At 61.5% G+C, this 13,277-nt stretch carries 11 protein-coding genes; 7 read left to right on the forward strand and 4 right to left on the reverse strand.

Annotated features, from left to right (window positions below; translation table 11 throughout):
• Window position 1 precedes the first annotated feature (1 nt).
• From Q2K57_RS10895 to Q2K57_RS10905, 3 genes are all read left to right on the forward strand, one after another.
• Window positions 2-1,468, forward strand: coding sequence for a TolC family outer membrane protein (locus Q2K57_RS10895; RefSeq protein WP_112055509.1), 1,467 nt, complete (start codon window positions 2-4; stop codon window positions 1,466-1,468).
• Between the two features lie 315 nt (window positions 1,469-1,783).
• On the forward strand, window positions 1,784-2,956 hold the full coding sequence (locus Q2K57_RS10900; RefSeq protein WP_304525057.1) for an efflux RND transporter periplasmic adaptor subunit: 1,173 nt from the start codon (window positions 1,784-1,786) through the stop codon (window positions 2,954-2,956).
• 3 nt (window positions 2,957-2,959) lie between these two features.
• Window positions 2,960-6,136: an efflux RND transporter permease subunit gene (locus Q2K57_RS10905; RefSeq protein ID WP_304525058.1), complete on the forward strand. Its 3,177-nt coding sequence runs from the start codon at window positions 2,960-2,962 to the stop codon at window positions 6,134-6,136.
• A gap of 213 nt (window positions 6,137-6,349) precedes the next feature.
• Here Q2K57_RS10905 and Q2K57_RS10910 read toward each other — a convergent pair whose 3' ends face one another.
• A complete protein-coding gene (locus Q2K57_RS10910) occupies window positions 6,350-7,006 on the reverse strand; it encodes a TetR family transcriptional regulator (protein WP_112055507.1) in 657 nt (218 codons plus the stop codon).
• 270 nt (window positions 7,007-7,276) lie between these two features.
• Here Q2K57_RS10910 and Q2K57_RS10915 point away from each other — a divergent pair, with 270 nt between their 5' ends.
• The gene (locus Q2K57_RS10915) at window positions 7,277-8,308 is read left to right on the forward strand and encodes a succinylglutamate desuccinylase/aspartoacylase family protein (protein WP_112055506.1); all 1,032 of its coding nucleotides are present in this window, start codon (window positions 7,277-7,279) and stop codon (window positions 8,306-8,308) included.
• Window positions 8,309-8,441: 133 nt separating this feature from the next.
• Here the strand turns inward: Q2K57_RS10915 and dusA are convergent, their stop codons facing one another.
• The 3 genes from dusA to Q2K57_RS10930 form a co-directional block, all read right to left on the reverse strand.
• On the reverse strand, window positions 8,442-9,467 hold the full coding sequence (dusA, locus tag Q2K57_RS10920) for a tRNA dihydrouridine(20/20a) synthase DusA (RefSeq protein WP_304525059.1): 1,026 nt from the start codon (window positions 9,465-9,467) through the stop codon (window positions 8,442-8,444).
• Window positions 9,468-10,010: 543 nt separating this feature from the next.
• Window positions 10,011-10,364, reverse strand: coding sequence for a hypothetical protein (locus Q2K57_RS10925; RefSeq protein WP_304525060.1), 354 nt, complete (start codon window positions 10,362-10,364; stop codon window positions 10,011-10,013).
• 649 nt (window positions 10,365-11,013) lie between these two features.
• Entirely contained in the window at window positions 11,014-11,403 is a 390-nt protein-coding gene (locus tag Q2K57_RS10930; RefSeq protein WP_112055503.1) for a tautomerase family protein, read from the reverse strand.
• A 329-nt stretch (window positions 11,404-11,732) separates the two neighbouring features.
• Between Q2K57_RS10930 and Q2K57_RS10935 the strand changes: the two genes are divergently transcribed.
• The 3 genes from Q2K57_RS10935 to Q2K57_RS10945 all read left to right on the forward strand — a co-directional run bounded on the left by Q2K57_RS10935 (window position 11,733) and on the right by Q2K57_RS10945 (window position 13,175).
• Window positions 11,733-12,065 (forward strand): TraR/DksA C4-type zinc finger protein, encoded by a 333-nt coding sequence (locus Q2K57_RS10935; RefSeq protein WP_112055502.1) that lies wholly within the window; start codon window positions 11,733-11,735, stop codon window positions 12,063-12,065.
• A 386-nt stretch (window positions 12,066-12,451) separates the two neighbouring features.
• On the forward strand, window positions 12,452-12,814 hold the full coding sequence (locus Q2K57_RS10940) for a hypothetical protein (protein WP_146742489.1): 363 nt from the start codon (window positions 12,452-12,454) through the stop codon (window positions 12,812-12,814).
• Between the two features lie 226 nt (window positions 12,815-13,040).
• Entirely contained in the window at window positions 13,041-13,175 is a 135-nt protein-coding gene (locus tag Q2K57_RS10945) for a hypothetical protein (protein ID WP_258396483.1), read from the forward strand.
• Window positions 13,176-13,277 lie beyond the last annotated feature (102 nt).

Consider the following 13,277-nt stretch of genomic DNA (forward strand, 5'->3'; position numbering starts at 1 on the left):
CATGCCGCTCATCACTGATCTCTCTGCATCCGGCAGGCGCCTGACTCGGCGGGCCATCATGCTGCCCCTGGCGATGTCCATTGCTCTTGCAAGTCAGGCTCAGGGCGCTGACCTGCTGGGTATCGCAAGCGATGCCCTGGAAAACGATGCCAGCCTTGCCTCAGCGCGAGCCAGCCTGAAAAGCACCCAGGAAAGCCGTGACGTGGCCGGTGGTGACCTGCTGCCGCAGATCAATGCCTCTGCCGAGTTGGCGAATAACCGCACCTACGACAGCCAGCAGTCGACCATATCGGGTGCGGGCGTCAGCCAGAGCGCGGATGATGACTACAACAGTGGCAGCCTGGCCCTCGATGCCAGCCAGGCCCTGTATGACGCGGCCAATGCACGGGAAGTCGATCAGGCCGAGAACCAGATCGATCAGGAGAGACTGTCGTTGATTGCCAGCGAGCAGCAGCTGTTGTTCGATGCGTCGACCGCGTATTTCGAGATCCTGCGTGCCAATGACATCCTCGCAGCCCGTCGGGCTCAGGAACGCGCGATCTCGCGCCAGCTGGAGCAGGCCCGTGAGCAGTTCGAGGTCGGCCTGATCGCGATCACCGACGTCGAGGAGGCCCGCGCCAGCTTCGACCAGGCCCGGGCCGAGCGCATCACCGCCCAGAGCGATCTGGAGGTCAGCTTCGAGGAACTCGAACGCCTGACCGGCAAGCGTTACCAGAGCATCCAGAGCCTCACCGAAGACCTGCCGGTCGAGCTGCCGACGCCTGCTGAACGTGATGCATGGGTCGATATGGCCCTCGAGGAAAGTCCGCTGCTGAAAAGCGCCATGGCGGCAGTCGACGTCTCACGCTCAAGCGTCGATATCTCCAAGGCAGCTCGTCTGCCGGTGGTAGAGGCCTTTGCTGCCTACAACTATGCCGACAGCGATCGCGATCAGGTCGAGGGCCATGATTCATCCAGTCAGCTCGGCGTGCGCGCGAGCCTGCCGCTGTATACCGGCGGCTCGACCAGCGCCCAGATTCGCCAAAGCACCTACACACTGGCGGCCAGTCAGTATGATGCCGAGGCGCAGCGCCGCTTGACCATCCAGCAGGTACGCTCGCTTTACACCCAGGTGCGCAACGATGTCGCCACCGTGGAGGCGCGCCGTCAGGCGGTGGTCTCCAACCGCAGCGCTCTGGACGCGACCCGTTCGGGCTATGAGGTCGGTACCCGCAACATCGTCGATGTCCTGGCGGCCGAACAGAACCTCTATGACGCTATCTCCAACCTGGCCGAGGCGCGCTATGACTATGTGCTCGACAAGCTCGAGCTGCGCCAGCAGGCCGGCACCCTGGATGTCGAGGTGATTCGCGAGCTGAATGCTCAGCTCAGCGCCGATCAGGCCGTGCTGCTGGAAGTCAGCGAGGACGGCGGCGGCTCCTACGATTCCATGAGGGATATCGGCGAGCGTCCGCAACCCGACGCCTGAGCCATGACCGCCGCCCCGTCGGGCGGCGGTTTCTTGTCGGGCTGGCCATCCGCCCTTGTCACCCACCAGTGACCCCTTCGCTGGCGCGTATTGCACGACGGGTGAGTCAAGAGCCAGTCCATAAGAACCAGTGACAAGAACTGGTCATTTACACGCTAGCCACCCACCGTCATACCCCCATTGCCCCGGACCTGAGTCTGCATTCAGGCCCGTTTCGCATCGTCAATATCCGTACATGTATGGATGTTTAATATCGGGCATCGACGGTGGTGGACAAGCCACGCATTGATTTCATCATTCGAGCGGGAGACAGACATGCAGAACAACGCAAACGCGATGCGCCCTTGGCGACTGGCGCTGCTCGGCCTGGGGCTTGCCGGTCTCATGGCCGGCTGCGGCAGCGAGTCGGGCGGCCAGGCGCAGGCAGCGGGCAGTGACCAGGCGGCACCTGCGACGCCCGGCCAGGTCATGAGCGTCGAGCGTCGTGATATCGCGCTCGACAAGTCCTATCCCTCGCTGCTCAGCAGCGAGAACGAGGTCACCGTCGTGGCGCGGGTCAGCGGTCTTCTGGAGGCGCGTCAGTTCGAGCCCGGCGACCGGGTCGAGAAGGGCGACAGCCTCTATACCATCGAGCCGGCCACCTATCAGGCGTCGGTGCGTAGCGCCGAAGCCGACCTCAAGAGTGCCAAGGCCGAGCGGGAGCGCGCCCAGCGCGACGCCGACCGCTACCAGCGCCTGCTGAACCAGAACTCGGTGAGCCGTCAGGATTACGACGATGCCCTGGCGGATCTGCAGGTGGCACGCGCCACCGTGGCGCAGAACGAAGCCGCGCTGGACAGTGCGCGCATCGATCTCAATTACACCGACGTCGAGGCGCCGGTGAGCGGAGCGATAAGCCTGAGCGAGATCAACGTGGGCAACCTGGTGGATCCCGGCACGGAGCTTGCCACCATCACCCCGCTGGACCCTCTCGAGGTGCGCTTCCAACTGCCCCAGACGGATGCCCTGGCGCTGCGCCGTCAGCGTGACGACAAGGAAGCGCCGATCGGCGCCACTCTGTCGCGTCCCGCCGAGCAGGGCAATGCCGCGCAAAGCCTTGACGGCAAGCTCGACTTCCTGGGTAGCCGGGTCAGCGAGAGCACCAGCACCGTGGAGGCGCGGGCGATGTTCGACAACCCTGAGGGCAGCTTCCTGCCGGGTCAGTTCGTGCGTATCTCGCTTGCCGGCCTCAAGCGCTATGACGTGCTGGCGGTTCCTGAGATTGCCGTGACCGAGGGGCTGATGGGCCCGCAGGTGTTCGTGCTGGATGACGACAACAAGGCCCGTGCGCGCACCGTCGAACTCGGTGAAACCGCCGGCCACTGGCTGATCATCAATAGCGGTCTGGAAACCGGTGAGCGAGTGCTGGCCAGCGACCCGGGCGGTATCCAGCCCGGCACCACGATCGAACCCCAGCCCTTCGACGGCGACGCAGCAAGCGGGAGCTGATCCATGACGTTTTCCGATTTCTTCATCCGGCGGCCGGTGTTTGCCACCGTGCTCTCGGTGATCATTGCCCTGGTGGGCATCATGGCGCTTCGTGTGCTGCCCATCGAGCAGTATCCGAGCGTGGTGCCGCCGACGGTCTCGGTCAAGGCCACCTACCCGGGCGCCGATGCCGACACGGTATCGCAGACCGTGGCCGCCCCGCTTGCCGAGGCGATCAATGGCGTCGAGGACATGCTCTACATGAACTCGACCACTGCCGATAACGGCTCGCTCTCCATGAGCATCGCCTTTGCCATCGGCTCGGACGGCGATACCAACACCATCAACGTCAACAACCGCGTTCAGCAGACGTTGTCGCAGCTGCCCGAGTCGGTACAGGCGCAAGGGGTGACGGTCGAACTTAGCTCCAGCAGCATCCTGATGGTGCTGGGCCTGACCTCGCCGCAGAACGACTACGGCAAGATCTACATGCAGAACTACGCGACCCTCAACCTCCTCGACGAGCTGCGCCAGGTGCCTGGCGTGGGCAGCGCCGAGGTGCTGGGGGGTGGCGAGTTCGCGATGCGCATCTGGCTCAACCCGGACAAGCTGGCCGAGTACGACATGACCCCGGCCGAGGTGGCCGATGCGGTCAGTTCGCAGAATACCGAGGTAGCGGCAGGGGGCCTGGCCAAGACGCCGCAGGGCGAGTCACGGGCCTATAGCTATACCATTACCGCCCCCGGCCGTATGAGCAACGCCGATCAGTTTCGCGACATCATCCTGCGTACCAATCCGGACGGCTCGGCGCTGCGCCTGGATGACGTCGCGCGCATCGAACTGGGGGCATCCTCCTACAATATTGATGCGCGTCTGAACGGCGGCACCATGACGCCGATCATGATCAACCAGCAGCCCGGCGCCAATGCCCTGGAAACGGCCAAGCAGGTGGTCGCCACCATGGACCGTCTCAAGGAGCGCTTCCCGCCGGGGCTCGACTATGAAGTGCCCTACGACACCACGCTGTTCATCGATGCCTCGGTGACCACCGTGGAGCACACCTTCATCGAGGCGTTCCTGATCGTCGCTGCGATCGTGCTGATTTTCCTGCAGAACTGGCGGACCACCGCCATCGCTCTGTCGGTAGTACCGGTCTCGGTGGTGGGCACCTTTGCTGGGCTTTACCTGTTTGGCTTCTCGATCAACCTGCTGTCGCTGTTCGCGCTGGTACTGGCGATAGGCATCGTGGTCGATGATGCCATCCTGGTGGTGGAGAACGTCGAGCGTATTCTCGAAGAAGATCCCAACATCAAGATCCTGGCCGCATCGAGTCGGGCGATGAAGGAGGTCGGTGGCCCGGTTATCGCCACCTCGCTGATCATGGCGGCGGTATTCGTGCCGGTGGCCTTCCTCGGTGGCTTCACCGGGCAGATCTATCAGCAGTTCGCCTTGACCATCGCGGTGTCGGTGGCGATCTCGGCGGTGGTGGCGCTGACATTCACCCCGGCGATGTGCGCGATCTTCGTGCGCCACAAGTCTCGTCATCCGCGCTCCAAGCTCGTCAGAGGCCTGACCGCACCGCTGCGGGCTTTCGATCGCGCCTTCGCCGCTGTTACCCGGGCTTACCTTTGGCTGGTGGACTTGCTGATCAAGCGCTGGGTGTTGGCGCTGGCGCTAGGGATCGCTACCTGCGTGGGTTCCTACGCCCTTTATGAGCGGACTCCGACCTCGCTGGTACCGGAGACCGACCAGGGCATGGTGCTGGCCAGCGTGTCGCTGCCCGAGGCTGCCTCGCTTCAGCGGACCCAAGACTACATGGCCGAGCTCAGCGATAAGATCGAAGCGGTGCCCGCGGTGCGTTACGTGGCCGCGGTGGCGGGTTACGACATGCTGTCCAGCGCCGTCAACAGCGCCCGCGGCATCATGTTCATCGCCATGGAGCCCTGGGCCGAGCGCGACATCAGTGCCACGCAGTTGATCGGGCAGATCATGAAGTTCGGCGGCAGTATCGATGGCGGCAAGACCATGGCCTTCAACCTGCCGCCGATCATCGGGCTGTCGACCACCGGCGGCTTTACCGGCTATCTGCAGTCCTATGATGGCGCGGATGCCAACGAGCTCTACCAGGCCTCGATGAAGGTGATGCAGGCGGCCAATCAACGCCCCGAACTCAACCGGGTGTTCACCACCTACAACGCCAATGTGCCGTCCTATCGCGCCGATATCGATCGTGAGAAGGCGCTGAGCTATGGCGTGTCGCTGGATGATCTCTACACCACCCTGTCGAATACGCTGGGCAGTGGCTTCGTGAACTACTTCTCGTATCGTAGCCGCAACTTCCAGGTCTACATGCAGAACGAATCGGAATTCCGTCAGACGCCGGACGCTTTGGATCAGATCTTCGTGCGTGGCGGTGATGGCAAGCGTATTCCGCTTTCCGCGTTCGTGACCCTGGAGCGTCAGTCGACGGCCTCGGTGATGACCCGCTTCAACGTCTATCCAGCGGCGCAGTTCCAGGGCGGTCCGGCAACGGGCTATAGCTCCGGTCAGGCGGTCCAGGCCATGCAGGAGGTGGTTCAGGACACCCTCGGCGACGGTTGGGGCATGGGCTGGACCGGTACGGCCTATCAGGAAACCAACGCCGGCAGCGCGGCTACCCTCGCTGTCGTGTTCGGTATCATCATGATTCTGCTGATCCTGGCGGCCCAGTACGAAAGCTGGTCCCTGCCGCTGGCGGTGATTACAGCGGTGCCCTTTGCCTTCCTGGGCGCCATCGGCGGTATCGTGCTGCGCGGGCTGGATATCAGCATTTATGTCGAGATCGGCATGCTGGTAGTGGTCGGCCTTGCCGCCAAGAACGCCATCATGATCGTCGAATTCGCCGAACTGCAGCGCAAGGAGCACGGTAAGTCGATCCGGGAGGCGGCGATGATCGCGTCCGAGCTGCGTTTCCGGCCAATCGTGATGACCTCGCTGGCCTTCATCTTCGGCACCTTGCCGCTGGCCACCGCTACCGGTGCCAGTGACACCAGCAGCCATCACATCGGGACCACCGTCGCGGTGGGCATGGCCTCGGTGGCCGTGTTGGCGAGCCTGTTCGTGCCAACCTACTATGCGATGATCGCCAACATCCAGCAGTGGCTGGCCGACAAGCGTGGCAAGCACCATGACGAGGCGTCGCTAGAGCAGTCGCACAACTGACCGCGTCGCATCACGTCACGACAAGGCCGCTTCCCCTCGGGGAAGCGGCCTTTTTTGTGTGACGGCTAACCTGGCGAGTCAGGAATGGCTGCCTGCCCTTGCGGATCACGGCCGACAGTCGCGGCTACGGTCAATCAGTGACAAGCGGTGTGAGCGCACACGTCATTGCGCGCAGGAAGGCGGTAAGTGACGACAAGCTTAGCTACGACCGGCTCAGGAAGGGAGCGCGCCCGGTGCCGTGGACGCGTCGCCTGGGGCGTTACGCGACAGCAGATCAAACAGGCTGTCGATAATGACCCGACCCCGCTCGGCCAGCGAATATTCCTCGGGCGTGCGCAACCAGTCCTGAATCATTCCGCCGATGGTGTACTCCATCAGCTGGGCGGCGTGGACGGCATTGATATGGGGGGCCAGTTGGCCGGACTGCTCGGCCATTTCGAAATGGCGCAGCATCGAGCAATAGCAGTCCTCAGCCATCTTATGCTGCATCTGCAGCGGGTTGATGTCGCTGAAGAATTCGCAGCGATGCAGGATGATCGACAGCACCCGACGATGGCGGGGCTGTTCAATGCGAATGAAGGCGTGCCGCAGCGTCAGGCGAATGGTATCAAGCGGCGTACGTCCTTGCTGCGGTGACTCGAGTTCGCGAGTCAGCTCCTCGAAGGGCAGATGCACCCGGTCACTCATGGCGTGAAAAAGATCCGCCTTATTCTTGAAATGCCAATAGACGGCGCCGCGGGTCATGCCCGCGTGGCGAGCGATCTGCTCGAGGGTGGTTCGGGCAACGCCTTTATCGAAGAAGACATCTTCGGCGGCATCCAGCAGTGCCTCGCGGGTCGCTTCGGCGTCGGCTTTGGTCTTTCGGGCCATAAGGAAGACAGCGTTGATCATCACGGTAAATGTAGGGCTATTCTAGCGCAATAAGCGCCCACTTACATGCATGCATGTATGCATCTATCGTCTTAGCCAAGCGGCGGCAGGCTCGTCAGAAGGGTCATGAAGGCGTATAACGTCATTCATCAGAAAACACTGTTTTCAAAGCTGAACCCGACCAGGGCCGCGTTCGCATGATGCGCTGGACTCTTACTCTCCACACGGTTCTCGCTCGATTGCCTCGATTGCCACAAGGAAGCTTTGCTCATGGCTCGTGCCCCCTTTGAACTCGCCGGTGTCAGAGTGGCCCCCGGCGCCCGCGCGCAGATCGATGTGCCGGTGGCCAAGCTCTACACCCATGCGCCGCTGCATATCCCCGTCGAGGTAGTGCACGGCCGCCAGCCCGGCCCCACACTGCTGGTCTGTGGCGCCATCCACGGCGACGAGATCAACGGCGTCGAGATCGTGCGCCGGCTATTGCGCTCGAAGGGCCTGCAGGGGCTGCGTGGCACGCTGATCGCAGTGCCTATCGTCAACGTATTCGGCTTCGTGCAGCACAGCCGCTATCTGCCCGACCGTCGCGACCTCAACCGCTGTTTTCCTGGCAGCGAGTCCGGTTCTTTGGGCTCGCGAGTGGCGGCGCTGTTCCGCGAAGAGATCGTCGATCAGGCCACCCATATCATCGACCTGCACACCGGTGCCATTCATCGCACCAACCTGCCGCAGATCCGCGCTCAGCTGACACCGGATAGCGAAACCGAGGCCATCGCCATGGCCTTCGGCGTGCCGGTGATCCTCAATGCCGAGTTGCGCGAGGGAAGCCTGCGCCACTATGCGCAGTCCCGCGGTATGCCGGTGCTGACCTACGAGGCGGGCGAGGCGCTGCGCTTCGATGAGTGGGCGATCGCGCCCGGCGTGCGTGGCGTGCGCCGGGTGATGCGCGCGATCGGCATGCTGGCCAATGACCGTCGCCGCGCCACGCCTCGCCAGGCGGAGGTCGCCAATGGCTCGAGCTGGGCGCGGGCGCCGATCGACGGCATCTTGAGGCCCAAGGTGCGCCTTGGTACTCGAGTCGCCAAGGGGGAGGTGCTGGGCAAGGTTGCCGATCCGTTCGGCAACTCGGAAGAAGATGTGCTGGCGCCGGCCGATGGTATCGTCATCGGCATGGGTAACCTGCCGCTCGCCAATGAGGGCGAGGCGCTTTTTCACGTGGCGCGCTTTGATGCCATCGAGGAAGCCGAAAACGCCGTCGAGACCTTCCAGTCGGATTACGATCCGGCCCCGGAAGGCATGTCATAGGCTCTTCGTATCATAGCCTCTTCGTGTCATAGGCTCTTCGTGTCATAGGCTCTTCGTATCATAGCCTCTTCGTGTCATAGGCTCTTCGTATCATAGTCCCTTGATGACATAGCCCTCGGGGCTTTTGAGTCTCTCAGGCCGGCTGGGCCAGGCGCTCTTCAGACACCAGTGACAGCGCTTCGTCGAAGACCTCGAGGCCGGCGCCGTCTCGGTGGGCGTTTTCAGAGAGGTGACGGCGGAAGCGTCGGCCGCCTGGGCAGCCCTGGAAGAGCCCCAACAGGTGGCGGGTGATGTGGTTGAGTTTGGCGCCCTCCGCAAGCCGCATGGCGATGTAGGGGCGGAAGGCCCGGGCCGCATCGTGGCGACTGGTGGCCGGCCCCTGCTTGCCGTAAATCGCCTCATCGACGCCGGCCAGCAGCCAGGGGTTCTGGTAAGCCTCGCGGCCGAGCATCACGCTGTCGACCCGTTCGAGGTGTTCTCGGCACTCATCCAGCGTCTCGATGCCGCCGTTGATGCCAATGTGAAGCTCGGGACGTTGCTGCTTCAAACGGTGTACTCGGCCGTAGTTGAGCGGCGGCACGTCGCGGTTCTCTTTCGGCGACAGGCCTTCGAGCCAGGCCTTGCGGGCATGCAGGGTGAACACCTCGCAGCCGGCGGCGGCGACCTCGTCGATGAAGCGCTCGAGATCCGCGTCCTCATCCTGATCGTCGATGCCGATGCGGCATTTCACCGTCACCGGGATCGACACCGCCGCCTGCATCGCCTTGACCGCTGACGCCACCTTGTCTGGATGCCCCATCAGGCAAGCCCCGATGAGATTGTTCTGCACCCGGTCGCTGGGGCAACCAACGTTCAGGTTAACCTCGTCATAGCCCCATTCCTCGGCGATCGCCGCGCACTCGGCGAGCTCGCCGGCATCGCTGCCACCCAGCTGCAGCGCCAGCGGATGTTCGACGGCCTCATAGCCCAGAAAGCGCTTGCGCGGGCTGCCGTGCAGGATGGCGCCGGTGGTGACCATCTCGGTATACAGCAGGGCATGACGGCTCAGCGTGCGAGCGAAGGCCCGGTAGTCGCGAGTCGTCCAATCCATCATGGGCGCGACGGAGAAGGTGCGATCCAGAGGTGCGGGTGGCGAGGTCGCGTTGGCCAGGTCAGTCATAACGTTGCAGTGCCGTGGTGATGCCCGGTGATCGGCGCCACGCCGCGTGTTCGCAGGTGTCTCGCCTGGGCCGAAGGGCAGGGGCTTGGTCAGAGTCGGTGCGACGAGCGCACCCTGAAAAGGGGCGTATTCTCCCATAACTGCTTGCCGGGTGCATGTGGCCATCGACAGCGGATGGCTGCAGCCACTCGCGCGCTCCGCTCTAGTGGGCATCCAGCCTCAGAAAAGCGCTTAGACCAAGTGATTTGGTCAAGTGGGTTAGGTGATGTAAGTGCTTTTGCGGGGGCATCTGGCATGAGTGTATCGAGAGCACATATATGCGGGGTTCAACCTCAACGATGAAAACGGTGCGTCGTTAATCGCACCTACGACTGCATGGTCTGCAAGAGTTACGTTAGACGTTAGTGCCGCACTCTAATGATAATCAAATCGTTGAGCGTTGCTGTCTTTTCGCACTGAGCTTCTCACACTGAACTTCTCGAACAAAACTTTCTGCACATAACCTGGAGCACCGCCCCGCCCTGCGTCTGGAGCATTGGCCTATCAGAGGCGCTCAATGTCTACCAGGTGGCCAATGATGGGGTAGCCCGCCTTCTTGGCGGCTTCTTCCGCTTCCATCTGAGCTTCCAGGCGAGAAATGCTGCTTGAGCGATGTTCGAAGATGGTATCGAGTTCGAGGCGCTTAGTACGCACGGCGAGTTTGACCAAGTGGCCCGTCTTGTAGGATTCAACCTGTTCCTTGGTGGGGCGCTGCGTCTGGCTTGGCTTGGTATCCGGGGCCGGGGTCTTGTTGGCGGCTTGTGCCTGGCGCTTGGCTTTTTCTTTCTCGCTGTTGTCTTGGAATGCGTCAATCTCGCGACGCATGCTCTCTTCAAATTCGCTTAGATTAGTCATCATGATAGTGCTGTTCCTAATAATATGGTTGCCATCCTTTAATCGGATGATGGCAGTTGTGACAATGCGTTAACTTTTTAAATGCTCGGTTCTGTAAAAAAGTTGCTCGCAAGATGTAACTTGGCGAACAGCTTTAATGAAGTTGAGCGGCACGTGACAAGCAATCAGTCTTTCTTGTCGGTGGCTTCGATCATTCAGGCGAATACATCAATCCACTGGCCTGTGTGCCTGTCTCAATGCTTCCCTCGGACAAGGCTTGGTCACTTCAATCGAGTGCCCTTAATGACCACTACGTAGGTGAACGACGTAGGTGAGCATTGCTGCGACCATCGGGCAGTGAAAGCTCTGATATGCGCATGGGGCCATGGGGCATCGAGGTGATGAAACCGACGACAGGTGTTGCGGCGCTGATTGCTCGCCTGTGGCCTAGCGGCCAAAAATTGTCGATATTCAGCTGAAGATACATGACCCTTAGCGCTTTGGCTACTATTGGCTCCAGGTCTGCCCTCATGGCCTGTATAGGCTGTCGGAGCCCTTTTCTGGTGGCCATAAGGAGCCAGCCCCCGACGGCACGATCGTCTTCACTATCACTGCCGCCCTCAGGTCTTCCATTGTGAAAGGTCGTGTCGAGAGGGCGATGATTCGAGCGTGGTTACAGCTTGCCGGTCAGGAACTGAGCTTCACCCATGCCAAAGCTCCAGTCGGCGTCTCCATTCTCGGTAATAGAAACCATCAGGTCCTGAGATGAAATACCGCACTCGGATTCCAGCCGTTCGGCGAGTAGAGCGTAGAGTCGTTCTTTCTGGTGCTGCGTTCTAGGTTTGCTGACGATGCTGATCATCACCAGGTTGTCGCTTCTGCTGAACCCGAGACCGGTGTCCTCGACGATCAGTTCGTTAGGCTCGTGCTGGTGCACGATCTGATAGCGGTCCGTTGCCGGCACCTCGAATGCTTCCAGCATGGCCGCATGGGCGGTATCCAGCATGGTCCTCAGCGCTTTCTCGTCGCGCCCTTTGACCACATCGAAACGTAATAGCGGCACGGTTAGTCCCTCTGGCAGTCGCCTGATGGCATTCCAGCATGCCTGAAGGCATGCGCAGAATGATGAAGAGTGGATGACTATTTGCGCGCTAAAGAAATGGGGCTTGCCGAGGTTTTTTTAAAGGCCAGTGGCGGCGAAAGAGGTCGGCAACAGATAACGTGCACCTCGCTGATAGTGTCAGGCACTGCAGCATGACAGTGAGTTGGGGGCGCCGTTCGAAGCGATAACAGGCCTGTAGGCAGTAGATTGGCTGTGTGTGCCGTTGGTGCTTGTGCTAGGACTATTCATAAGGCTTGCGCAACCGCGGGCCGGTCGCTGAAGGGAATGACATGAGTCAACGCACTGCGGCCCTCGAGGCCCTCCGAAACGACCTGATCGCCCGTATCGAGCGCTATCAGGCCAGCAAACAGCGCTCAGAAGGCGCGCTGGACAAGGATATGGAAGACCAGTCTATCGAGCTTGAGAATAGTGAGGTGGTCGACTCTCTGGAGAACGAGGCCGAAGCTGAACTCAGGCAGGTCATGCATGCTCTCGAGCGGGTCGAGGCGGGAGAAGGGGAGCGCTGCGAGCGCTGTGGCACCACCATTGATGACAAGCGGTTAGCGGCGCTGCCTTATACCACGCGCTGCATGAACTGCGCCGAGCAGCTACCCGGCGTCTGATGTTCTATCGCCGAGCCGGAGCAGGCTTTCTCATCCGGCTGGCACCTGCCATGTTTTACTTTCTGCCATGCGAACTATCATGCTCGCGATGACGGACTGCAGGCGTCAGAATGAGGCACAGCAAATGGGCGATAGAGGCAAGCATGCGTGATGGTGCCAGCAAGACGATAACTCTGAAGAGGGCATGGCCTTGGCATTGGCGGCCTGGCGTACTCTGTGTCGCATCACTGTTGATGCTTGTCGGTTGCGAAGGAGGCTCGGCTCCGCCGTCCGAAGAGGGAACCAAGGGGACATCTTCCGCTCAGGCTCAGACATCATCATCGGTGCCAGCAGGGGCGTCCACATCGTCAACTGAAAAGCCGGAAGCGTTGACCGAGCCCGTCACTGTGACCGTGACGACGCAGCTGACCAAGGCGCGGCGTCTCGAGGTGACGGGGCGCACCAACCTGCCGGACCGGACCCAACTGCTGGTGGTGCTGGAGCGCGAGGCCAGCGGCGTCAACTGGCAGGTGCGTACCGAAGCCCGTGACGGCCTTTTCACCGCCGGGCCGCTGGGCCCGGGCAGCGGGCTGGTCGCCGGGCGCTATCTGATTCGCGTGTCGATGCCGGCGGCCGACGTGCAGCCGCCGGCGGTCAAGGCGCGCATCGGCGCAAGCGGCGAGCATCTGACCGGGCCCTTGGTCGCACGCTCGCCGCATGGGCTTGGCAACGTCATCGAGTATCGCCAGGAGTATCTGTTCGATCAGTAGCGTCCCGTGGGCGCGTCAGTCCAATGTGACACGGCCTGGGGTTGCCCGTAAGTGGCTAGAAAGTTGCCAGGAGGTAGCTTGAAAGTAGTTAGGAGGTTGCTACCAGGTCGCTAGTAAAAGAAAGCCGCGAGTCCTTCCCGAGATGAGAGGTCTTCGGTCGAGGGTAGAAGGCGGGAGCCGTGCCCGAGAGGAAAAGGCTGGCGGATAACTGGCGGATAAAAAAGAAATGCGTGCCGGTCTTGCCGGTCACGCAAAAAAGAAATGCACTGAAGGCGACATCCAGGCGATGGCGGGATTGCCTGCGCCTGATGACGTTGACGTGGCCAAGGAGGTGATTTGGGCCTGCCTTGAACACGCCTGAGCAGTATAGGGAGTCGGCCTTTGCGGAATAAGTGGGTACAATCGAAAACTAGTGTTTCCAATTTGGAAACACTAGCTCGAACGTATCGCTAAGGAGCCGACG

Origin of the sequence: Halomonas sp. I5-271120 (assembly GCF_030553075.1) — a bacterium.
Taxonomy (GTDB): domain Bacteria; phylum Pseudomonadota; class Gammaproteobacteria; order Pseudomonadales; family Halomonadaceae; genus Onishia; species Onishia taeanensis_A.